The organism is Thermanaerothrix solaris, assembly GCF_032334255.1.
Classification (GTDB): domain Bacteria; phylum Chloroflexota; class Anaerolineae; order Anaerolineales; family Anaerolineaceae; genus Thermanaerothrix; species Thermanaerothrix solaris.
The window spans coordinates 1,570,964-1,594,389 of record NZ_JAUHMF010000001.1 but is presented as its reverse complement, the minus strand read 5'-3'; the positions used below and the strand labels follow the sequence as shown (position 1 = coordinate 1,594,389).

Below are 23,426 nucleotides of genomic sequence, written 5' to 3'. Positions count from 1 at the left end.
TTTATGGTGCGTGTGCTTCACTTTGCCGATGCTCACATTGATATCGCCAACCGCGGACGACAAGACCCTCAAACCGGACTGCCTGTCCGGGTGCTGGATTTTCTGACCGCCCTGGACACCATCGTCGAGACCGCCATCCGCGAGAAAGTAGACCTGGTGCTCTTCGCCGGTGACGCCTACAAAGACCGCACCCCCGTGCCAACCTTCCAGCGCGAATGGGGCAAGCGCATCATCCGCCTCTCCCGCGCCGGCATTCCCACCTTGATGCTTGTGGGTAATCACGATGTCTCGCCTGCGGTGGGACGCGCCCACACCCTACAGGAATATGAAACACTGGACGTGCCCAACGTGCGCGTCCTCAACCGCCCGACCTTGCTCAAGCCCACCGATTTATGGGGATTGCCCCTGCAAGTACTGGCCATCCCCTGGATTTCACGCTCCAACCTGATGGGATTGGAAGAATTGAGCGGGCGCGAACCCGAGCGCATCTATGAACGCCTGCAGGAGATTTTGTCCCAACTTGTGGAGCGATTTCTAGCTCAGGCTGACCCAGACCTTCCGCTCATCATCACCGCCCACGCCTCGGTGGAAGGAGCCGTTTATGGTGGTGAACGCCTGATCATGCTGGGCAATGATTTTGTCCTGCCGCGCGGTCTGCTGGTACACCCCGCCGTGGATTACGTTGCGCTGGGCCATATCCACAAGCACCAGGATTTGAACCCCGGTGGCTATCCCCCGGTGGTTTACGCCGGCTCGATCGAGCGGGTAGATTTTGGCGAGGCTGCCGACGAAAAGGGCTTTGTGATGGTCGAGGTTGAGCGCCGCGCCACCCGTTACACCTGGCAACGCCTCAACGGGCGCAAGTTTATTGATAAACGCATCAACCTGGAGTCATTAGAAAACACGAGCGGCGAAAAACCTCTCCCCGGTGTGCTCATGGAATATATCCGCCAGCGTCTGCCCGCACCGCCCGAGGTAGAAGGGGCTGTGGTGCGCCTGGTGTTGGAATACCCACGCGCCTGGGAATCCTTGCTGGACGAAAACGCCTTGCGCAAATGGCTCGAGCCGGCCTTAGAAGTGCATTTGGTGCGTCAACCCCGCGCCGAAACGCGCCTGCGCCTGGCTGGGGATACCGCCGTCGCCCAGCGCTCTCCGTTAGAACTGCTCGAACTCTACTGGAAGTCGCTCTCTTTGCCGCCGCAAGAAATTCAGGCCCTGCAAGCCCTGGCCGAACGCGTGCTGGCACAGGCTGAGAATTCATTGGACTAACCGGGGGAAGGATACTTGTTTCGGAATGGAAGAAGGTAGTCGTATTTTAGAAATCCTCATCATCCTTCTGCTCATCTTGATCAACGGTTTCTTTGCGATGTCCGAGATGGCGCTGGTTTCAGCGCGTAAGGTGCGCCTGCAACAACAAGCCGAAGAGGGTGAAAAAGGGGCGAAAACCGCCCTCGCGCTGACCGAATCGCCCAACCAATTCCTCTCTACGATCCAAATTGGCATTACCCTCATCGGCATTCTGGCCGGTGCCCTGGGTGGTGCCACCCTCTCCGGTGATCTGGCGCGCTGGCTGGCGCAGTGGCCCGCCCTGGCACCTTACAGCCAGGCCCTCGCCTTAGCCATTGTGGTGTTGCTAACCACGTACTTCTCATTGGTGCTGGGTGAGTTGGTGCCCAAGCGCCTGGCGCTCTATTACCCGGAGAAAATTGCCACTGCCGTCGCCCGGCCCATGGTCGCGCTTTCACGGTTGACGGCGCCGCTGGTTAAACTGCTCAGTGCCTCAACTGAAGTCGGCCTGCGCCTGCTGGGTGTCCGGCCGGCCCCAGAACCCGAATTTACCGAGGAAGATATCCGCGGTCTAATCGAGCAAGGCACCCAGGAAGGCATCTTTGAAAGCAGCGAACAGCGCATGGTCGAGGGTGTATTTCGCCTCGGCGACCGTACCGTGGATGCCATTATGACCCCACGTACCGAGATCGAATGGCTTGACCTGGATGAAAGCCCGCAAGAGATTGTGCAACAGGTGCTTAACAGCCGCCACACCCGTTTCCCGGTTGCACGGGGCGATTTGGACAACGTGTTGGGGGTGATCTCGGCACGGGACGTGCTAACACAGTTCCTGCGCGGCGGCGAGTTCGATCTGCAGCCCTGGTTAAAGCCCCCGCTCTTCGTCCCCGATAGCATGACCGTGCTCAAAGTGCTCGAAGCTCTGCGAGGCGCCCGTGTCTCACTGGCGCTGGTGATTGACGAATACGGTGGGGTGCTGGGCATGGTTACCCATTATGACGTGCTTGAGGCCATCGTGGGCGAATTGGGCGAGGCTGGCGAGAGCGAGGAACCGCTATTGGTGCAGCGCGAGGATGGTTCCTGGCTTATGGACGGCCTACTACCCATTGACCGCTTCAAGGAAGTCTTCAACCTTGAATCCTTGCCGGATGAAGAAAGGGTTGGGTATCAAACCCTGGCCGGCTTCATCCTTAGCCAGTTAGGGGCCATCCCCACCGCTGGCCAAACCCTTGAGTGGAACGGGCTACGTTTTGAGGTCGTAGATATGGATGGACGCCGTATTGACAAAGTCCTGGTCTCACGCATTCCATCGTCATCCCCGGAGGACACATGATCCCGGTTCGACTGCGCTTAGAGGGTTTCCTTTCCTATCGGCAACCTCAAGAGGTGGATTTCACCGCTTTTGATCTGGCCTGCATCAGCGGGCATAACGGTGCCGGCAAATCCTCCTTGCTAGATGCTCTGACCTGGGCGCTCTTCGGCAAGGCGCGTGCCGAATATGATGCTGTTATCAATGATCAGAGCGACCGCGCTGAGGTGGTGCTCGATTTTGAGTATGAGGAACATCTCTACCGCGTCCAGCGGGCACGGGTGCGCGGTAAAACCACCTTGCTGGAATTCTTCGTGCGCGGTTCGGACGGTACCTGGAAACCCCTGACCGAGAGCAAACTCAAAGATACGGAGGCGCGCATTCAACATCTGCTGCGCATGGATTACGAGGCCTTTATCAATGCTTCATTCTTTCTTCAAGGCAAGGCCGATCAATTCACAATCAAAAACCCCAGCGAACGCAAGCAAATCCTGATGAGCATTCTGGGGTTGGAGGTGTGGGAGACCTACAAAGAGACGGCCAAAAACCAGCGCAAGATGGCTGAGCAAGAGCAAGCGCTGATTGACGGCCAGATCCAGGAGATTGAACGCGAACTGGCTGAGGAAAACGAGCGCAATGCCACCCTGGCGGCTTTAGAAGCCCAACTGGCACAGGCCGAAGCGCTGCGCCGCGCCCGCGAGGATGTGCTGGCCTCAGCGCAAAAAGTAGCCGCTGCGCTGGCCGAGCAGCGTCGTCTGGTCGAAACTCTACAGGCTCAATGGCAGAAAGCCCAGCAGGCCCTGGAAAGCCATCTCGCTACTTTAGCCGAGCGACGCGCTCAACATGCCGCCGCCCAAAACCTGCTCGCCCAGGCCACGGAGATCGAGGCAGCCTATGCCGAATGGCAAGCCGCACGGCGCGACCTGGAGACCTGGGAGACCCTGGCCGCGCGCTTCCACGATTTAGAGGCCCAGCGTCAGGCCCTGCGCCAGGAAATCGCCGTAGAACAGACCCGCCTGGAGAGTGAATACCATACTCTGCAACAACAAGAGCGCGAGATCCACCTCCTCCAGGCTGCGCTACCGACTTGGGAGGCAAACCGCGCCCAACGGCGTCAGCAATTGGAGGCACTGGAAGCGCGTTTAGCCACCCGCGAGACCCTTCAACGCCAAAAGGAAGCCTGCGCCCAGGAGAAAACCGAACTCGAAACTGAAAATAAATTGCTCACCGTGCAGATGAATGAGATTAAGGCGCGCATTGAGAATTTGCAAGTGGTGAGCGGGGCGATTTGTCCTCTCTGCGGCCAGCCCCTACCTCCGGCCGAACGCCAGCGCCTGATCCAGGAACTGCAGCAGGAGGGCAAGGCCTTGGGGGATCGCTTCCGCGCCAATAAATCGCGCATTCAGGCCCTCAGTGACGAAATGCGCGCCCTCGAAATCCAAATACGCGAGTTAGAAGATGTCGAACGGCGGGTAAAAAACCTCACCACGCAAGTTGCCCAGGAAGAAGAGCGCCTGGATTTGGCGCGCCGTCAGATTCAGGACTGGCAGACCAGCACAGCGCCGCGCTTGGCTGAAATCGCCGCCCTTTTGCAGGAAGGACGCTTCGCCCTCACCGCGCGGGCAGCACTGACTGCCCTGGATGCCCAGTGCCGTGAATTGGGGTACGACCCGCAGGGGCACGAAGCGGCACGGCTGCGTGAGCAAACCCTGCGCGCTAGCGAAGAAGCCCTGCGCAATCTGGAAAAGGCACGGGCCGAGGTCGCCAGCCTGGAACGTGAAATTGCCCACCTGGAGGAACAGCGTGAAGAGCGTGAACGCGAGGTCGCCGCGTTAGAAGCCCAATATCACGATGCCGCGGCGCGTTACCAGCGCGACGCCGCCGAATTGCCCGACCTTGAAGCGCTGGAACGCGAAGTGCGCGACCTGAAATTGCGCGAGAACCAATTGCGGGATGAGGTTGGCGCGGCGCGGCAAAAGGTGCAGGTACTGCCGCAACTCAAAAAACGCCGTGCCGAACTCACTGCAAAGCGCGATGAGACCCAGCGGCTGATCACACGCCTTAAGACGCTGGAAAAAGCCTTCAGCAAAGACGGCGTGCCGGCGCTGTTGATCGAACAAGCCCTGCCTGAGATCGAAACCCAGGCCAATCAACTGCTCGACCGCCTCAGCAACGGCATGATGTCAGTGGCGTTTGAAACTCGGCGCGAATATAAAAGCAAAGAAGGGGAAAAAGAAACCCTGGATATCATCATCCGCGATGGCGCCGGTATTCGCCCTTATGAAATGTTTTCCGGAGGTGAGGCCTTCCGCATCAACTTTGCCATCCGGCTAGCACTGGCGCGGGTGCTGGCCCTACGGGCTGGCGCGCGCCTGCAAACGCTGGTTATTGACGAGGGCTTTGGTAGTCAAGATCAGGAAGGTCGTCAGCGCCTGATTGAGGCGTTAAGTCTGGTGCGCCAAGATTTCGCCAAGATCCTGGTCATCACTCACTTGGACGAATTGAAGGATCAGTTCCCTGCCCGCTTGGAAATTGAAAAGACCCCCCAAGGCTCCCAGATTCGATTATGGACGGCGTGAACCGCATTCCCTGGCGGGTTGGCGTGCAGCAGCGGGTGCTCCCTACTTACCGCGCGCCGTTCTTCGCCGCGCTGGCGCGCGTGTGCGAGGGCGGGCTGGGCTTGTTTACCGGCCAACCACGCCCACAAGAAGCGATCGAGAGCACCCGTGCTGTGGAAGGGGCCACCCTTTTTCCGGCGCGCAACGTCCACCTTCTCGGCGGCCCACTCTATCTCTGCTGGCAAGCAGGCTGGTCGGCCTGGCTGACAACCTTTCAACCCCAGGTGCTGATCGTCGAAGCCAACCCGCGTTACCTCAGCACGCCTTGGGGCGTGCGGTGGATGCGTCGTCATGGTGGTGTGGTGATCGGTTGGGGGTTGGGTGCCCCCGAAACGGGTCGCTTGCCCCTGCTGGCCGGCCTGCGCCACGCCTGGCGGTGGCGTTTTCTAGCCCAGTTTGATGCCCTCATTGCCTACAGTCGGCGCGGTGCCGCCGAATACGCGGCGCTCGGTTTCGACCCCCAGCGGATTGTGGTCGCGCCTAATGCCGCCACGCCGCGTCCTACCTGGGTCCCGCCCCAGCGCCCGCCCGCCTATCCCCAAGGACGCGCCACCGTGCTTTTCGTCGGGCGTTTGCAGGCACGCAAGCGGGTAGACCTGCTCATTCGCGCCTGTGCTGCTCTGCCCCCCGCGCTTCAACCGCGTTTGCACGTCGTTGGCGATGGGCCGGCGCGCCCGGCGCTCGAAAAACTGGCTCAAGCGGTTTTTCCCGCGGCAGAATTCCTGGGCGCCGTTCACGGTGAAGCCCTCCGGCCCATTTTTGAGCAGGCCGACCTTTTCGTTCTGCCCGGTACCGGTGGGTTGGCGGTGCAGCAGGCCATGGCGCACGCCTTACCGGTGATCGTTGCGGCGGGGGATGGCACCCAGCAGGACTTGGTGCGCTCGGGTAACGGCTGGCATGTACCACCCGATGACCTGCCTGCGCTCACGGCGACGTTAGCCGAAGCGCTCTCTGACCCTGCTCGTCTGCGCCAGATGGGGATGGAATCGTTTCGCATCGTGAGCGAGGAAATCAACCTGGATAACATGGTGGCTGCCTTTATGCGGGCAATCCACCTGGCCTGGGAGTACCGCCATGGAGGTCAGTCATGCACCTGATGCTGGTCGCCGATGGCCGCAGTCCGATCACCCGCGCCTGGCTGGCAATGTTGCGCCCGCTGGGATGGCGCTTGAGTCTGGTCTCCACCTACCCCTGCCCGGCTCCGCCCGAAGTGGCGCATTTCGCGGTACTGCCGGTGGCCTTTGGCGCCGCCGGGGGAGCGGCTTCTGGAGGGCAGGGACGCGCAACCTTTCGCAAGCACCTGCGTCAACCCCTGCAAACCCTGCGCTACTGGCTGGGACCGCTGAGCCTCTCTCTCTATGCCCCGCGCCTGCGCCGCCTGGTACATGAGTGGCAGCCTGACCTTGTCCATGCCCTGCGCATTCCCTATGAGGGCATGTTGGCCACGGCGGCCGGTTTACCCCTGCCGCTGGTGCTTTCGATTTGGGGGAATGACCTCACCCTGCATGCCTATGGCTCACCCTGGATGAGGCAACTCACCCGCCGCGCTTTGCGCCGCGCTAACGGCTTGATCACCGACTGCCGTCGCGACCTGCATCTGGCTCGCCTCTGGGGATTTGACCCGGCCCGCCCCTCATTGGTCGTGCCGGGCAACGGTGGACTTGACCTAGAACGCCTGCCGACACAACGTGCCCCGCTGGGCGAGCCCTGGGCAGCCCGCCTGCAAGGTGATGAAGCCCACTGGGTGCTCAACCCGCGCGGCATCCGCCAGTATGTGTTGAGCGACCTGTTCTTTCAAATTATCCCCCTGGTGCGGGAGCGCCTGCCCGATGTAAGGTTCCTTTGCCCAGGTATGGCCGGTCAACCCCAGGCCGAGGCGTGGGTGCGCCGCCTGCGCCTGGATGAGGCAGTTGTACTGCTCCCATCTTTGCCTCAAGGGCAATTATGGGATCTCTTTGCCCGTGCTGCAGTTATGATCTCCCTGGCCACCCATGACGGTACCCCCAACACCCTGTTAGAAGCCATGGCATGGGGCTGTTTTCCGGTTGTCGGGGATCTGGAAAGTCTGCGCGAATGGATTTGCCCCGGGGTCAACGGCCTACTGGTGGACCTACGCCAGCCACAAGCCATTGCCGAGGCAGTCGTTTTGGCGCTGGAACATCCTGTATTACGTCAGCGTGCCGCTGCCTACAATCGCGAGGTGATCCGAACCCGTGCTGATATCAACCTTGTGCGCCGTCAGGTGCAGGAATTTTTCCCCCAATTCGGCGTTTCCGATTAGAATTATCCTTGTCCTCATTCTCATCTCCATTTGGATTCTTAAGAAGAGGTTTTCATGGGCGAAGAAGGGCTTGAACGATCCCGCTGGCGCGGTGTAGCCGTGGGTGCCGCCGTGGGGGATGCGTTGGGTATGCCGCTGGAGTTTGGCCTGGCCTCGCACCCGCGCGCGTTGATCCGCACCATGTTGCCCGGACGGTTGCCGGCCGGACATTTTACCGATGATACCGAGTTGGCCCTGGCCGTCGCCACCACCCTGGTGGAGCGCGGCTACTTGGATCCCGATGACCTGGCTCAGCGCTTTGCTGCCTGGTATTCCAGCGAACCGCCCGATGTCGGCATCCACACCCAGGCCGTGCTCAGCCGTCTAATCACGGGTGAGCCCTGGGACACTGCCGCCGAAGCTGTCTGGCGCGAGCGCCCCGAAAGCGCCGGCAACGGCGCCCTGATGCGTTCCTGGCCGGTGGCACTGGCTTATTGGCGCGACGCGAATGCCTTGCGCGAGGCCAGCATCACCCAATGCCGCATCACCCACCGTCACCCGGAGTGCGTGGCTGCGTGTGTCTTTCTGAATGCCATGCTTGGCAGTTTTATCCGCGGCGCTGATTTGGAACAGGCCCTTGAAACCGCCTTCGCCCTGGCCTCGCCGTTGCCCGAAGGGCTGGCTTATGCCATCCGCCTGGCTCCGCGCCGCCGCCGCGAAGAATTGCGCAACACGGGTTGGGTGCGCCATACCCTCGAAACCGCCATTTGGAGTCTGTTCAACAGCCACTCCTTCGCTGAAGCCTTGATCCAAGCCGTCAATTTAGGCGCGGATGCGGACACCGCCGGTGCCGTCACTGGCGCGCTGGCCGGTGCCCTCTACGGGGTAGAGGCCATCCCCGAGGAATGGCGGCTGAATCTACGCGGCGAATATCCGCTCAAAAGCGGGCGCAACTGGGGCTGGCAGGACTTTGTTGCCCTGGCCGACCGCCTGGCTACGTTATATATGCAACCCTGAGCCCCTCTTATTAAGATAAAATTGATGCAATAAATCGCATAACACCGCGTAGCGGTGTTTGAACTTTTATTGCATCGCGTGTGAGAGCGGACGCAGGGCATGTGGCGGTGGTGGATCATCGTTATTATTGTATGTATCGGGTGGACGATCGTTGGCCATACGGCAGCAGCACAAAGCGGTGGGGGAATGACGCTCTATCTGCCGCTGGTCAGTAAAGCCCCGCCCTTGCCCCCCGCGGATGAGGCGGGCCGGCGTTTACAGGTGGCACCCGGCTTTGCTATTCGCATTTTCGCTGAGAACCTGCCCCAACGCCCGCGCTTCATGGCCTTCGGGCCGGACGGCTGGCTTTACGTCAGCCTGATGAACAGCGGCCAGATTGCCCGCCTGCCTGATCGCAACAGCGATGGTCGCGCCGATACCATCGAGATCGTCGCCAGCGATTTGAACCTACCTCATGGGCTGGAATGGCGTGATGGCTGGCTCTACGTCGCCGAAGGGGATCGCATCGAGCGCCTGCGTGATGGCGATGGCAACGGCAGCCTGGAAACGCGCGAACTGATCACCGACAACATCCCCGCCCCAGTTGGTCACAGCAGTCGTACCCTGCACTTCGGACCGGACGGCAAACTCTACGTCAGCGCGGGCTCCAGTTGCAATTATTGTGTTGAGGATGATCCCCGCCGCGCAGCCATCCTGCGTTTCAACCCTGATGGCAGCATTCCGGGGGATAACCCCTTTGCTACCGATCTCGACCCGCGCCGCCGCCCAGTGTGGGCTTGGGGGCTGCGTAATAGCGTGGATTTTCTGTGGACACCGGGCGGTGAATTATGGGCCGATCACAACGGCAGTGACGGGCTGGGCGATGACCTGCCCCCGGAGGAAATCGTCATCCCGGTACAAGGCGGTGCCTGGCATGGCTGGCCATACTGCTACACCCCTGGGGTGGGGGTGGTGAGCGGGCCAGAGGTTCAAGACACCCGCATTGCCCTCCCCGCCGGGCAGACCTGTGATCAGGCGGTCCCAGCGCGCTTTACCGCCCCGGCCCATAGCGCCCCCCTGGGGATGACTCTGGGCGAGGGCACGCTCTTCCCGCCCGCCTACCGCCAGAGCCTGTATGTGGCATATCACGGCTCCTGGAACACCACTGCGGGCAACATCCGTGATTGCAAAGTGGAGCGCATCCTCTTGAACGAGGTCGGCCAGCCCATTGCCGCCGAGCCGTTTGTGACCGGCTTCCGCGCCCCTGGCAAGCCTTGTGGGGATGCTGCTACCTACGGCCGCCCCGCCGATGTCATCTTTGGCCCGGAGGGAGCCATGTACATCTCCGACGACAAAGGCCTACGTATTTACCGCGTTGTCCCCGTTCCCTGAACGATCTACGGGCAGGGCTGCAGGGTGGTCTCCAGGGTCTCCCAAGCCCAATCGGGCAGGGGCACAATGAAGGTTAATTCCCAGCCACTCGCACGGCGATAGAAGATGAAACCGGTCGCAACGATGTCTTTGGGGTCTAAGTTTAGGGCTTCCCAATCTAGATCCAGATTTTCAAACACGACCAGGGCTTTGGCGGGATTTTCTCCATAGGTTGGGTTATAACCGCGGCAGGCGGGATGCCCGACTGCCAGGGCCGGCGTTAGCGCGGCTATGATTTCTGCCGCATTGTTATAGCCAGGTGGGTTCGCGCCCACGGCAAACGGCGCAAATGTCACCCCCTCGGCGCCGATCAAATCGGCCAGAGCGGCGGGTTGGTTGTTCTCCACCGCCCGGCGGGTATGAGCCATCACCGACGTTAAATCACCCCGCACCAGCGCATCCACCATCGCGGTTGGCGCAGGCGAAGGCATCTGCGTTGGCGTGGATACCGGGATGGTAAGACCGGGAGAAGGTAACCAGGTGACCGTTGAGGTCGTGGGAAGGGCGGTCGGGCTTGCCAGCGGGGCGGAAGGGGTCACCACCACGCAACCTGCCCCCACCAGCATCCCGATCAGAGCCAGAAAAACCTTCTTTCGCACAGATTTATTGTACTCAATTCCCGCCCCGGGCATTCACGGCTTGGCGATACCAGGCCAGGATTTCCTCCCGCTTGGGCACCCGCCCGGCACACACAACCTTATCGTTGATCACGAGGGCCGGGGTGAACAGCACCGGGTATTGTTCAATGGCCAAAATATCCTCAATATGCTCAAAGGCCACAGGCAGACCGGGTTGCTCCTGCAGAAATTGTTCCAGGGCGCCCCGCGCAGCCCGCTCCAGGGCATAACATTTGGCGCAACCGGGTCCTAAGACTTTCACATCGAGCATCAGCATTTCCTCCCGTCCAGCCTACTCAGACCGCTTACTCATCTCCGGCAGCGAGCACAACTGCCTTATAATCTACCCCCAGGCGCAGCGTCAATTCATTGGCAATGCTCGCCAGGTGGGGTTTGAGAGCGGACAGGGCAGCCTCGCGCGCTTGGATGCTGGGATGTTGATAAACGCGCTGTTTGAGATCATTGAAGAACTGCACCTCGGCGCGGGAGAGGGTTTCGCCCTCTTCCTGGCGGCGGATCAAATCGGTATATAACGCATACAACCGGCGTTCTAAGTCCACGGCTTCGTGGTCGGCTTCAAAACACGCCACCGCATGATGATAAGCCTGAACCAAGGGATGTTGACGCAGGCTTTCGCCTAACGCCCGCGCTGCAGCAATTATCTCGGGGCTTAATGTCATTCCTGCCTCCTATCCATAAAACGATTAACGACCACAGGCACACCCGCTGCGGCGGGCATTGCGCGCGAACGGCACACCCAACGCCGCGCTGATTTCCCGATCCACCGCGGCGAATAATCGCACCAAATCGGCTTCAGCCTGGCGATACGTCTGCATCAGTGGAAGAGCGTTCATCTCTGCCTGCAATGCTTCCAGTGCCTGCTGATGGGCCAAATAATCGCCCTCAGCCCATTGCAACGCCCGGTTATGCTCGCGGATTTGAGCGGCCAGGTGTTGCACCTGCGCGTCCTCGCTGGCAGCTTTGTAAGCGCGCAAAAAAGCCTGATATGCATCCGTTTCCTGAATCAGCGTGGCCAGGGCGTGCACCTGGGCCTGAAGCACAGCATCGTCGAAAGAGGTTACCACCGGGGTTTCATCCATACGCAAGCCACCTTAGGCTAAGATTTGCATTCAAAAGAACGAATAGAATTTTAGAGGATTTACCCCCTGCCGTCCAGTGCGGAATGTCACCCTTTGATGATGACGTTAGAAAAAGTCACCGACTCAGGCATCCGGTATCGAAGGATCGCGGCGCAGCCATTCCAGGCCCTGTGAAAGCATGGCAACCTGGTTGAACCCCAACCAGATCAGGAAGATGGTCAGACCAATAGCCGCCAGCGTGGTCAGACGTGGCAGGTTAACCTCCAGCCAGTGCAGACGTTCCAACAGGCGCGCGGCAGTATCTTGGTATTGTCTGACCACATCCCGTGCCCCTTGCAGGCTCTCACGGATGTGCTGAATGTCCTCTTGCATATGCTTGATCTCGGTCTTAATCAGCCCCAGGTTGCTCCCGGTTTGCTCAAGGCTAGTCTCCAGGGTAGTAAAGGATGTATTCAGCCCCTCCAGACTGGTCGCCACCTCCCCAAGGGCTTGATGCAAAGGCTTCTCAGGGTTGTACGGCTGGCCCGGAAAGAAGGGAATTGACGTCACCGCGTAAAGCATCCCCTCCAGCACCTGCGCACTGGTCTGGGCGGCACGCAGTGAAACTTGAGCTGCTTGTACCGTGGCCGGCAAGCCCCGCCCGCTTAGCGTTACCAGCGTATCCAGCACATCAACCGTATCGCCCAGCGAGGTCACCAGAGTGGTAAATGCCTCTTCCAGGCGGGCCACGCTGCTATCGGCCAGGTCGAGGGCTTGCGCCACCACCGTCAATCCCTGTGAGGTGGTTTCCAGAGCACCAATGGCCAACCTGGTGCTTGAGGTCAGTGCACGGGTCAGCGGAGGGCGCACCCACCATATTCCTACCACCCCTATCAGGCTGATCAAGAGGCCCAGGACAGCCGTACTGACCAGCATCCATCCCGTAAATCGGCGGGAAACTTGTCGCATCGGGCACCTCCAAGACCTGGATCGGTGTGAGCAGCTCAGGGCATGACGAGAATCGGCGGATCGCCCAGGGGAAAAAGGCGCAGCAATTCGCTGGAAGCGGGAGAAAGCACGGTGATTCCCAGCGCAACGACTTGGGCCCGGATGGGTAGAGGGATCTGCTGACCGATAGCCACCGCCTCAGGCACCCGTGCGGGGGGTAAGTTAAACGCCAGGGTGCAATGGGGCACCCAGGCATCCACGCGGTAATAATCCCAAATCCCCTGGGCATAGGGCTGAATACGGGCCTGAAATTCGGCATGCAATGCCAGCAGGGTTTGGGTCACCGTGACCCCCAGAAAGACGGTTGCCTCGGAGGCGAGGAAAACCCCCAGGCTCGAGAGCGTCAGCGCAAAAGGGGGGTAACGCCTGGCCAGGCCTTCCAAGGCCATGCCGGCGCCATCCAGATCCAGGCTTTCACTGACCGCGAGAGTCAGGTGGGGGCGGTAGCCGCTTTCCCGCATTACCGCACTCACCCCAGCCTCGGCCAGGTAATCCCAGGCCTGGCGCACCATAGCATCCGTGGTGGGATCGAAATACAGTTCTACCGCAAAACTCATCGGCACTCCGGCCACGACTGGCGACGTCAGATCCCAGCATCGCGCCTGCAATGCTCAGGCGCCACTACCCACATAACTACACCCGCCAAGTCTTAATTGTAGCCGAAAACGTCACCCGTCCACTGGCCAGCGAGGGGTGATTCGGCTGGCAAGGACGCTGGAGTGTCACCCGGATGGGCGCAATTTTCCCTACCCACCACGCAGACTGCTGCGAAAGATCTTATACTCATCCGGCACCGGGTTACCGCCCTCCCACATCACATAGCGGAAGTCATCCGGTGAGGTATTGCCCTCGGAGTTGATCAACAGCACCTGTGAATCCGGGCCAAGGCCGAGGTAATCGCGCAGTTCACGCGCACCGGGGTATTCCATGATGAAGAGCAGCGCCCCCAGCGTCACTGCCCCCGATTCGCCGGAGATGATCATCGGGTCACCGCGCAGGGGCACCCCATAGACCCGCATGCCCTTGGCTGCGACGTAATCCGGGCAAATCGCAAACACATCGGCGATGCGCTCCAGCACCTGCCAGGCAATGGGGTTGGGTTCACCGCAGGCCAACCCGGCCATGATCGTGTCCAGTTCGCCCTCGAACTTGTGCGGCTGGCCGTCTCCAATCTGTGCCGAGAGGTAGAGGCAGGCCGCCTTGGTCGGCTCCACCACCACCCCTAAGGGGCGCTCCGCCCCGAACAAATTGGCGTAATAGCCCAGCGTGGCCGCCGCCAGCGAACCTACACCGGCTTGGACGAACACGTGGGTGGGCTTGCTCAACCCCTGTGCGGCCAGTTGCTCCTGTGCCTCGCTGAGCATGGTGGTATAGCCCTGCATTACCCACTTAGGTATGTCTTCGTAGCCTTCCCAGGCTGTATCCGAGATGACCACCCAACCGTAGCGTTGGGCATCCTCGTTGACCTGGTGCACGGCATCATCATAGGTGCCATCAATCACCACCACCCTCGCCCCGGTTTGCTCGATGGCTTGAATACGTTGTTGCGAGGTCAGTTTGTGCACGTAGATAACTGCCTTGAAGCCCATCTGCGCCGCCGACCAGGCCACCCCACGTCCGTGGTTGCCATCGGTCGCGGCGGCAAAGGTAATATCGCCCAGACGCTCGCGCAATTCGTTGCTGGTCAATTCGGCGAATGAAAGTTCGCGGTCGGTGATGCCCAGGCGCTGGCGCACCCACTGGTAAATGGCGTATGAGCCCCCCAGCACCTTGAACGAACGCAAATCCAGGCGTTGGGATTCATCCTTCACCCAGATGCCCCCCAGCCCCAGCCGCGCCGCCAGGTTGGGCAAGCCCACCAGCGGGCTCATGCGGTAGCCCGGCAACTGGCGGTGAAAGCGCCGCGCCCGCCAGGGCACATCCGGCGGGAGCAATGACTCCACCACCTGAGGGTCAAAGCCGGTGCGGGCGCGCGGGTTGATCAGCCATTCAATCGGTTTTTCACTGCCCATGGACCACCTCGCTTAATTGTCTGACATTTTCATATTAGTATAACCCCAAAATCGGTGGGATGTAACGCACCGTCCCTATTCACGGTGCTGTTATCACCTCCGGCATTGGGGGCGTGGGATCACGCCGCATTAATTCAATTATAGGGGCAGCGAGGTGGTGAGAACGCGTTCGAGGGGTGGCAAACGCCCGATTTGCACCCAGATGGTGGGTAAGAGGCGCAGTTTACGCCAGGTGGTGGTATGGGCCCGTCGTGTATGCACCTGGTAGCCGATACGTTCAATCTCATCCAGGATGGCGGCGTAGAGCAATGCCGCCGCCCCCACCGCTGGGCGGGCACGGGGGTGCAAGAGGCGAATGCCGGGCAGGGCGCGGCGGTAGAGTTCCCGCGCGCGGGCGATTTCAAACCGCATCAGCGCAACGAAGCGCGCATCTATTACCCCATCCAAGATATCCTGCACGGTCAGATCAAAGGCGGCCAGATCATCGAGCGGTAGATACACCCGCCCCTTGCGCGCGTCTTCGCCCACATCGCGCAGGATGTTGGTGAGTTGAAGCGCAATGCCCAATTCAATGGCAAACGGAGCGGCCTGCTCAAAAGTTACGCCGTGCACCAACCCGATAATGGGGATGGAAAGCAACCCTACCGTCGAAGCCACGCGGTAGCAGTAAAGGCGCAGTTCCTCCCAGGTGGCATAGCGACAGTGTTCCAGATCCATCGCCACCCCATCCAGCAGGTCCTGCTCATAACGGGGGTCTACGTGGTAGCGCTGCCGTACGAGTGCCCAGGCATAGAGCAGAGGATTCGCCTGTGCTTCAGGGGGCAAAGCCACCTGCGCCCGCCAGCGTTCCAGGTCGGCACGTGAAGCGCATTGCGAATCCACCAGGTCATCGGTTGCGCGGCAAAAGGCATACAGCGCGCGGATCGCCTGCCGTTCGCGCCGTGGTAACAACGCCGTGGCCAAGAAAAAGGTGCGCGAATGCGCCTTGATCACTGCCTCGGTAAGGCGAAAGGCTTCTTGCGGGCGAGTAACCGCGGGCAAGCGTTGCAGGGCGTCCTGAAGCATGGTGACCTCCTCCGGCAATTAGCGCGATTGCAGGATCAGTTTCTCCACGACTTTGGCCGAGGACACTACGCCCGGCAAGCCAGCGCCGGGGTGAGTGCCGGCACCCACGAAGTAAAGGTTGGAGAATTCTTCAGACTGATTGTGCGGACGGAACCAGGCCGATTGGGTCAGGATCGGCTCAACCGAGAAAGCCGAACCCAGGTAACTGTTGAGCACATCGCGGAAGTGCAATGGGTCAATGTAATGCTCCACCACCAGGTTTTCGCGCAAGCCGGGCAGGTAGTTAGCTTCCAGAAATTCCAGGATGCGATTCTTGTATGGCTCGGCGGTTTCTTCCCAATTGACGTTCCCGCCCAGATGCGGTACCGGCGAAAGGACATAGAAAGCTTCGTGCCCCTCTGGTGCCAGTGAGGGATCGGTGATGGTCGGCATGTGCAGATAAAGCGAAAAATCCTCGGCCAAAACCTTGTGTTTGAAGATGTCATCCAATAAGCCTTTATAACGCGGGCCGAGGATGATGTTGTGGTGGGCCAGGCGACTGTCCAGATAGCGCCGCTGGGTGCCAAAGTAAATCACAAACAGCGACATGCTGTAACGCATGCGCTCAAGGCGGCGGTTGGTGTACTTGCGCCGATGGGCCTCGGGGATCAGGTAACGGTAGGTAAATGCTACATCCGCGTTGGATACGACGATATCCGCCGGAAGGATGGTGCCATCCTTCAAGCGCACCCCGCGCACCTGTCGTCGCCGTTCATCCACCAGGATTTGATCTACTTCGGCATTGAGCACCAGAGTTCCACCCAATTCCTCAAACAAGCGCACTAGAGCGGTGACCAGCGCACCGGTACCACCCAGGGCAAAGTAAACCCCCCACTCGCGTTCCAGGTAGTGGATCATGGCATAGATGCTGCTGGAATCAAAGGGATTCCCACCGATGAGCAGGGGATGAAACGAAAAGACCTGGCGCAGAAAATCGTTTTGGATAAAGCGTGACACATATTGATAAACACTCAAATAAGAGCGCAGTCGCACCAGATCCGGCGCCACCTTAAGCATATCGGTCAGATGGGTGAAAGGCTTATCCGCTAATTCCAAAAACCCCTTTTGAAAGATTGGCTGGGTGCTCTCCAGGAAGCGCCGATACCCCTCTTTATCCGCCGGGTTCCAGCGTTCAATGTTGGCATAAATGAAATCGTTTTGATTGTTGTAGTCAAAGGCGCGACCTTCCGGGTCGAAAATGCGATAGAAGGGATTAACAGGGACGAAGGTGACATAATCCTCGCGCTTGCGCCCGGCCAGTTCGAATAATTCATCAAAAAGAAACGGCGCCGTGATCACAGTTGGGCCACCGTCAAACTTGAAGCCGTCCAGTTCATACACATACGCCCGTCCGCCGGGCTTATCCCGCTTTTCTAAAATAGTGACCCGGAACCCCCGCGCTGCCAGGCGGATGGCCACGGCCAATCCCCCAAAGCCCGACCCGATCACGATGACGCTTTTTAACATTGCATTCACCTCCGCAACATGATTAACTACGGTTATAGCACAAGCCTGCGCTACGTCCTGAGTGATGTATAGGGTTTGTCAAACTTTTGCCTGCAATAGAGTGGGTTTTCCTAAAAGATGGGCTACCACGCGCGCCGCTCCCAGAATTACTCCCGCCGTAGATTGGCCCGGAAACACCGAATCACCCACCAACCACAGGTTGGACAAGCCGGTTTGAGGACCACGGGCCTGCCACAATGAAGTCTGAGGAAAACCGCCCACCACCCCTCTCCAACGGCGGGTATAAAAAGCAAACGTGCGGGGCGTGCCCGGCAAACAGAGGTGAAGCGCGGATTTTATTCCCGGAAAAACCACCTCGAGCGCCTCCAGCAAACGTTGGGTATAGGCCTCGCGCCGCCGCAGATAGGCTTCGGGGTCAAGTTGCCACCATGGCGCTACTGCTGTGTGGGTCGAGAGGGTGAGTGCGCGCATGCCGGCCGGTGCGCGGGTAGGATCGTCAGCAGGGGAAATAGAGATGAATACCGAATTGCCCTCACCCAACGGTGCCCCAGGATCGAGGATGACCTGATGGTGAGTAGGGGTATGAGGTGGCAGGGCTTCGGCGCGCACCCCCACATAAAGGGTAAAGGCGCCCCAAGTCGGTGGACGATGCTGCACATCTCGGCGTAACCCAGGGGGTACGGCGCCGTTAAGCAGTTGATGCAATGACCACGGCGTCACATTGGCTAAAATGACATCGGCTTCAAAGATGGCACCGGCCTTGGTCACCACTGCCACAGCACGCCCATTCTGCACCACCACACGCTCCACCGGGTGACGATAGTGCACCTCACCGCCGTGCGCGCGAATCCAGGTAACCAGCGTTTGCGCCAGGTTTCCCATCCCACCTTGCACGTAGCACACCCCACGCCGAGGTAAATCGAGCGCCGCACATCCATATAGGGCATTGGCCGAACCTGCCGTGGTTTGGGCGGAGATGAGCAACTGAGCGTCTAAAAAAACGCGTAGTTGAGGAGAGGCTGAACGGGGCAAGAGGTGCGCTACGGACCTGAAAGCCATTGGCGCCGCCCCGATGACCGCGGGAGTAGCGGCGCGGGCAACGGCAACGATATCGTTGAAAGTTAGAGGTGGCCAGGGAAAGTGACGCTGAGAGATCCTCCAAGCCACATCGGCCAGGCGTTCTTGGGTTTGCCAAAAGGACTCTCCCGCGGCGAAATGCCGTGCCCGCTCCTCACGCCACGCTTCGCGCGTCGCCCATTGATGAATCTGATGCCCGTCGAGGTGAACCACCCAGGCGGGGTCAAGTGGCTGCACCGGCCAGGTCAGACCGAGAGTCTCAGCCAGACGAGTGTGTGGACCGGCGGGTTCAAAGCCACCTGCCAGCGTCGCCCCGGCATCGAAACGATAACCACGGTGGTAAAACGTCCCTGCACAGCCGCCCGGGTAGGTCTGGGCTTCCAGAACGATCACCCGCCAGCCGGCTTTGAGCAAAAGCGCTGCTGCAGTTAGGCCTCCCATCCCCGTCCCTATGATAAGGGCGGTGCGCGTCTCCCTTGGATAGTGTGTTATACCCCCTGTCATACGTCTCCGCCCATTATGTCTGTTCCAGCGCTCGTCTTATCGCCCAACGGCGGTAGGCAAATAAGAGGTGTAACCCCAAGGGCGAAAAGACCAGCCACGTCCAGAGCGAACGCCAACCCGGGCGGTAGGCGTAAGTGATGTGCTCCTCGATCACCGTATATCCGTCAGATTGAGGGAAAAACGTATGCCGATGCCGCCAGAATTGAAGCGGACCACGCCGTTGCTCATCGGTAAAACCGTGTTGCAGATCCACATCCTGGTGGATGGCTTCCCAGATTATCCCAAGTGGCCCCAAACCGAGGCGGAAAACCAGGCGTGATCCCTCAGCCAGCGGCTCGCGCGCGAGCACGTCCAACTGTAATGGAGGCGGGGTAAGGCGCGCTAAAACATCCTCACGCTCATGAAATTTGACTACCGCCGAAAGGGGTGCTTTTACCCTGTAACGGGTGCGGAATTCGGGCATGGTTAATCCGACAGACGCTCCAGTTGGGGAGACGGGTCTGGCCTGATTGCTACTTCCGCCGGCACCACGGCAATGCGATAGACATATCGCCACACGTAAGTGGTCAGCCAGAGCAACAGAACGCCGCTGGCCAATCCCGGCGCCCACGGGCCGAACTGTTCCAATAGCAAACTGCCCAAAGCCGGGGAAAGGATGCGGGTGAGCGCTTCGAGGGCGGAAGCAATGCCCAGTGTCCCCCCGACGTCGGTGGGGGCAACTACTTTGCTAATCGCACTGTTGATCACCGTATTGAGCACGCCGCCGCTCAGAGCCGTGGGGGCTAGGATCACCAGTAATATCGGCACACTTGGCGCCCATGCCCACCCTAACAGCGAGAGCGCCATCAGAGCAGTGGCCGCCAGAATCAGCGCCCGTTCACTGAAACGCTGGGTGAGTTTTCCCACCGCCACGCCCTGCACCAATACAGAGAGCACACCTACATAGGTCAGGATGTAGCCCGTTTCACGCGGGCCGAGATTGAAACGGCGCAGGGCATAGAGTGCAAAAATGGTCTGGAAAGTCGAAAAAGCCATCGCAAAAAAGAAGCGCGTATGAAGCAACGGCCCAACCAGGGGTTTACGCAAAGCCTCTACCATTGCCCGCAAGGTGAGCGGGGGACGGGCTTGCGCTTCCTGCCGCGCCTGAAGGGTCAACGATTCGGGTAACCAGGCTGCCACAAGGATGAGGTTGAGCAGAGAAAGGGCTGCAGCACCCAATGCCGGCACGGCGAAGCCCCACTGCGAAAGCACGCCGCCCAGCGCCGGGCCGATAATAAAGCCCAAGCCAAACGCTGCCCCGATCAAGCCCAGGCCGCGAGCACGGCTGCGCGCATCCGTAACGTCGCTGATATAGGCTTGTGCCACACTGATATTCCCACCGGTAAAGCCAGCAATAATCCGCGCTATAAACAGCATCCCCAACGATCGGGCCAATGCCAGGATAATGAATCCCACCAGGTTGCCGGCAATGCTGATGAGCAAGACCGGGCGCCGCCCGACGCGGTCGGAGAGACGCCCTAAGATTGGCGTGGCGATGAATTGTGCCGCCGCATACACGGCCACCAACAGACCAACCTGAAAATCGGTTGCCCCAAAGGTTTCGGCATAATAGGGCAGCAGGGGCAGGATCAACCCGAAGCCGAGCAAATCAATAAAGACGATTAGAAAAATGGCGAATAAACGGCGATTTTGACGCAACATGGTTAGTGGATCCTTCTACGTGGGGTATGTTCTTGCATCAGACGTTCGATAAGGCGCACCGTCTCTGAAGGGGGTGCATTGAGGTAAATCGCTGGAATGCTCTCCGGTAGGCGCAGAGATTCAAACGCCTGCCCGCCCAACACTACCCAGGGCTTAGGTTCCGGGAAGCGCGCCAGGGCATCGGGCAGGCCGAGCAGGTTCTGCGCCGACTCGGGGCGGGTGGCGGTAAAGAGTAACAAGCGCGGTTTAAGTGGAGCCAGGGCTTCAGCCATGCCCTCGAGTTTAAGATCCTGACCCAGATATTTCACATCCCACCCCCGCCAACGCAACATGACCACCAGCATCAACAAGCCAATCTGGTGCAGCTCACCAGGGGCACACCCCGCCACAATGACACCCGGACGACTGGGGGGTGCCGAGGCTGCCAGCATGCTCATGAGATGTTGTAAACAAAACTGCGTCGCATAATGTTCCACCGCAATCGGTAATTCACCGCGATGCCACGCCTCACCAATCGTCACCAACATTGGCTGGATGACCTCGGTGAGCACCTGATCAACCGTGTAGAGCGCAAACGCGCGGCGCACCACCTCTGCCGCGGCTTCCTCATCAAAACGGGTCAGGGCGGCATAAAGTTCCTGGGCAAGGTAAGAGGGAGAGACGGATTCGATCACCGCCGCAGGAGCGAGTTGTTCCGCAGCCGGATCGCGCCCCAGCGCCCGCAGTTCGTGCCAATATTCCACCGCGCGACCAATGCTCAATCCAGCTTCCACCTGCTGCTTGAGCCAACGCAGTAGGCGCAGGTCATATTCGGAATAAAGGCGGTATCCCTGCTGCCCGCGGTGAGGGCGCGGCAAACCATAGCGCCGCTCCCAGGCGCGTAGGGTCACTGGCAACAACCCCACCAAACGCGAGACCGCCTTAATGTTATAGACCGGGGTATACGGATCGTGGTTTATCTCAGAGGCGTTCATCTAAACTCTTTATCACAACGCTAACCTAACCATTAAGATCGTTAGCGTTATCTTACCACGCGCAACGGATCGTGTATGACCTGCGTATAAGGTTGGTAGACCTGATTATCTAACGCCCGGTCCGAGAAACAGCCGTGAACAGGGTACGGACTTTCTCAACCCCGGCCGAGAGGGTTGCGCCCAGGTAGATGCCCGGCACGCGCTGGACTAAATCCGGCCGTTGGTTGAACGCGGCGCCGCCGTAACCGAACAGTGGCGCCGGGCGCAGACGGGCCAGTTTTTCCTGCAGGCGGCGCATGGCCAATGCCGATTCCTCCGCTGAGGCCGCCAGGACGATCAGCGCCGGGCGTTCCTCGCGCGCATAGTCCACCAGATCATCGAGGGGAATATCCGGGCCGAGGTACTCCACGCGATAACCCTCGCTGCGCAGCAGGATGGCAAACATCAGGCTGCCCAATTCATGCTGTTCATACGGGGCGCCGCCCACCATGATATAGGCGCTACCGCGGCGAATAGGATAGGTTTGGAACAAGGTCAGCAACTTCCCGCGCAAAAATGAACTGGCAAAGTGCTCAGTGGTGACGCGAATCTCGCCACGATACCACGCCTCGCCAATTTGGGTCAGACAGGGGACGAGCACCTGCTCGAAGAGGACAGGCAGATCGTAGCCAGCCAGGGCTTCACGGAAGAGTTCCCCCGCGCGCATCTCATCATGGCGGATCAATGCCTTATATAACTGGTTGGCATAGACCTCGGGGCCAACCGTTGTGGCCTGCGTCTTGGCTTGCGGCGCGGTAGGCACGGCTTCCGGCCACAGGCCGTTGCGCACCATTTGCCGTAGTTCTGCCACAGCCTCGCTGATGCTGAGACCACTATCGGTGCGGTCTTTGAGCCAGCGCAGGATGGCCACATCGCGCTCGGAATACAGCCGATAGCGGTTTTCCGAGCGGTGGGGAGTGAGCACCTCATGACGGCGCTCCCAGGCGCGCAGGGTCACCGGGCGCACGCCGGTTTGGGCGCTGACGGCTTTGATCGTGTATTTGGGTTCATCGGATAATTCAAGGATGGTGGGCATTGGTTCCTCCTTTGGGTAGCGCCGAAACATCTGCCGATCTGTTGTACAGAGTTTAGCATAATTTACAGCCTTTGTATAGCCCCTTTTGTATAATCATGGAGGAAAAAGGGGCGATTTTCAGCCTCACCCCTTGGAAAACATCGTCGCGCCCGTAAATGTTGGGCGCGACGACAAAGACGACCAAAGGCTTTTGGTTAGGAAGATGAGACCGTGGAAACCCTGCCCTCTGTAAGCAAGCGCTTATCGCGTAGTTGGCGAAGAACGCGCCAGCCCAGCATGCTGAGTCCCATCGCTATTTGACCCAAACCCATACCCAGGGTCAGGGGCGGAAAACTTGCCGCCCAGTTGATCCCATTCCAGGTATGGGTGGCAGCCATGAGATGCGGCAGGTTTAACGTAAGCACACCACCGATGATCAGGGTCAGTGCAGCGAGCAGAGGGCCACCGGAATCCGTGGGGGGTGTTCCCTGCGGCTCAAACATACCGCGCCATTTTCGCCCTCCCAGCACCAGGAAAACGGCCAGGGTAAGCAAGGTGATATAGACCACCACATCCACCGGCATGGATTTTCCGCGCAATGCCCGCGAGACGAGCATATGAATAACGCCGATCACAACACCACCCCCGAGCGCAATGAGCGCCAGGCGATAAGCCCCCCTGCGCCCGCGAATCAATTGCACCACGGCCACCCCACCGATCACGCCCAGCAGCGTGGTAATGACTACAAAGAGCCCATAGAGCCACTGATAACGCGCCAGTGGCGCCATTGAGGGTCCAAACCCGGTGGGGTTGATGGCAACGCAGGATGTGCCCAAGCCGCTGGCCAGGGTGAATAACGCTGTGACTGCCAACATCACAATGGCGATGCCGCGCATAAAACGCCACTGCTTGGGATAAGTGTTCATGG

At 59.7% G+C, this 23,426-nt stretch carries 22 protein-coding genes; 7 read left to right on the top strand and 15 right to left on the bottom strand.

Annotated features, from left to right (window positions below):
- Positions 1-3: 3 nt before the first annotated feature.
- From QYE77_RS07340 to QYE77_RS07310, 7 genes are all read left to right on the top strand, one after another.
- Positions 4-1,269, top strand: a complete 1,266-nt coding sequence (locus QYE77_RS07340) for a metallophosphoesterase family protein (RefSeq protein ID WP_315624727.1) — start codon at positions 4-6, stop codon at positions 1,267-1,269.
- Between the two features lie 25 nt (positions 1,270-1,294).
- Positions 1,295-2,620 (top strand): hemolysin family protein, encoded by a 1,326-nt coding sequence (locus tag QYE77_RS07335; protein ID WP_315624726.1) that lies wholly within the window; start codon positions 1,295-1,297, stop codon positions 2,618-2,620.
- Complete coding sequence (locus QYE77_RS07330) at positions 2,617-5,175, top strand: SMC family ATPase (RefSeq protein WP_315624725.1); 2,559 nt, start codon at positions 2,617-2,619, stop codon at positions 5,173-5,175. The genes QYE77_RS07335 and QYE77_RS07330 overlap by 4 nt, the downstream gene beginning before the upstream one ends.
- Positions 5,163-6,311: a glycosyltransferase family 4 protein gene (locus QYE77_RS07325; RefSeq protein ID WP_315624724.1), complete on the top strand. Its 1,149-nt coding sequence runs from the start codon at positions 5,163-5,165 to the stop codon at positions 6,309-6,311. The genes QYE77_RS07330 and QYE77_RS07325 overlap by 13 nt, the downstream gene beginning before the upstream one ends.
- Positions 6,302-7,495 (top strand): glycosyltransferase, encoded by a 1,194-nt coding sequence (locus QYE77_RS07320; RefSeq protein ID WP_315624723.1) that lies wholly within the window; start codon positions 6,302-6,304, stop codon positions 7,493-7,495. Before QYE77_RS07325 ends, QYE77_RS07320 begins: the two co-directional genes overlap by 10 nt.
- Positions 7,496-7,549: 54 nt before the next feature.
- Positions 7,550-8,491 (top strand): ADP-ribosylglycohydrolase family protein, encoded by a 942-nt coding sequence (locus QYE77_RS07315; RefSeq protein WP_315624722.1) that lies wholly within the window; start codon positions 7,550-7,552, stop codon positions 8,489-8,491.
- Between the two features lie 99 nt (positions 8,492-8,590).
- Positions 8,591-9,862, top strand: coding sequence for a PQQ-dependent sugar dehydrogenase (locus QYE77_RS07310; protein WP_315624721.1), 1,272 nt, complete (start codon positions 8,591-8,593; stop codon positions 9,860-9,862).
- A 5-nt stretch (positions 9,863-9,867) separates the two neighbouring features.
- Here QYE77_RS07310 and QYE77_RS07305 read toward each other — a convergent pair whose 3' ends face one another.
- From QYE77_RS07305 to QYE77_RS07235, 15 genes are all read right to left on the bottom strand, one after another.
- The gene (locus QYE77_RS07305; RefSeq protein WP_315624720.1) at positions 9,868-10,500 is read right to left on the bottom strand and encodes a hypothetical protein; all 633 of its coding nucleotides are present in this window, start codon (positions 10,498-10,500) and stop codon (positions 9,868-9,870) included.
- Between the two features lie 13 nt (positions 10,501-10,513).
- Positions 10,514-10,789, bottom strand: coding sequence for a thioredoxin family protein (locus tag QYE77_RS07300; protein ID WP_315624719.1), 276 nt, complete (start codon positions 10,787-10,789; stop codon positions 10,514-10,516).
- A 34-nt stretch (positions 10,790-10,823) separates the two neighbouring features.
- Positions 10,824-11,198 carry a YlbF family regulator gene (locus QYE77_RS07295; RefSeq protein ID WP_315624718.1) on the bottom strand — a complete coding sequence of 125 codons (375 nt, stop codon included), beginning with the start codon at positions 11,196-11,198 and terminating at the stop codon, positions 10,824-10,826.
- A 24-nt stretch (positions 11,199-11,222) separates the two neighbouring features.
- Positions 11,223-11,618 (bottom strand): YlbF/YmcA family competence regulator, encoded by a 396-nt coding sequence (locus QYE77_RS07290; RefSeq protein ID WP_315624717.1) that lies wholly within the window; start codon positions 11,616-11,618, stop codon positions 11,223-11,225.
- A 123-nt stretch (positions 11,619-11,741) separates the two neighbouring features.
- Complete coding sequence (locus QYE77_RS07285) at positions 11,742-12,566, bottom strand: hypothetical protein (protein WP_315624716.1); 825 nt, start codon at positions 12,564-12,566, stop codon at positions 11,742-11,744.
- Positions 12,567-12,601: 35 nt separating this feature from the next.
- Positions 12,602-13,162, bottom strand: a complete 561-nt coding sequence (locus QYE77_RS07280) for a 2'-5' RNA ligase family protein (RefSeq protein ID WP_315624715.1) — start codon at positions 13,160-13,162, stop codon at positions 12,602-12,604.
- Between the two features lie 189 nt (positions 13,163-13,351).
- On the bottom strand, positions 13,352-14,617 hold the full coding sequence (locus QYE77_RS07275) for a diaminopropionate ammonia-lyase (protein WP_315624714.1): 1,266 nt from the start codon (positions 14,615-14,617) through the stop codon (positions 13,352-13,354).
- Positions 14,618-14,755: 138 nt separating this feature from the next.
- On the bottom strand, positions 14,756-15,682 hold the full coding sequence (locus QYE77_RS07270) for a phytoene/squalene synthase family protein (RefSeq protein ID WP_315624713.1): 927 nt from the start codon (positions 15,680-15,682) through the stop codon (positions 14,756-14,758).
- 18 nt (positions 15,683-15,700) lie between these two features.
- Positions 15,701-17,188: a phytoene desaturase gene (locus QYE77_RS07265; protein WP_315624712.1), complete on the bottom strand. Its 1,488-nt coding sequence runs from the start codon at positions 17,186-17,188 to the stop codon at positions 15,701-15,703.
- Between the two features lie 78 nt (positions 17,189-17,266).
- On the bottom strand, positions 17,267-18,769 hold the full coding sequence (locus QYE77_RS07260) for a phytoene desaturase family protein (RefSeq protein ID WP_315624711.1): 1,503 nt from the start codon (positions 18,767-18,769) through the stop codon (positions 17,267-17,269).
- A 13-nt stretch (positions 18,770-18,782) separates the two neighbouring features.
- A complete protein-coding gene (locus QYE77_RS07255) occupies positions 18,783-19,232 on the bottom strand; it encodes an SRPBCC family protein (RefSeq protein WP_315624710.1) in 450 nt (149 codons plus the stop codon).
- Positions 19,233-19,234: 2 nt separating this feature from the next.
- Positions 19,235-20,470, bottom strand: coding sequence for an MFS transporter (locus tag QYE77_RS07250; RefSeq protein WP_315624709.1), 1,236 nt, complete (start codon positions 20,468-20,470; stop codon positions 19,235-19,237).
- A 2-nt stretch (positions 20,471-20,472) separates the two neighbouring features.
- On the bottom strand, positions 20,473-21,444 hold the full coding sequence (locus QYE77_RS07245; RefSeq protein WP_315624708.1) for a MerR family transcriptional regulator: 972 nt from the start codon (positions 21,442-21,444) through the stop codon (positions 20,473-20,475).
- Positions 21,445-21,553: 109 nt separating this feature from the next.
- A complete protein-coding gene (locus tag QYE77_RS07240) occupies positions 21,554-22,519 on the bottom strand; it encodes a MerR family transcriptional regulator (RefSeq protein WP_315624707.1) in 966 nt (321 codons plus the stop codon).
- A 194-nt stretch (positions 22,520-22,713) separates the two neighbouring features.
- On the bottom strand, positions 22,714-23,424 hold the full coding sequence (locus QYE77_RS07235) for a hypothetical protein (RefSeq protein ID WP_315624706.1): 711 nt from the start codon (positions 23,422-23,424) through the stop codon (positions 22,714-22,716).
- Between the last annotated feature and the right edge of the window lie 2 nt (positions 23,425-23,426).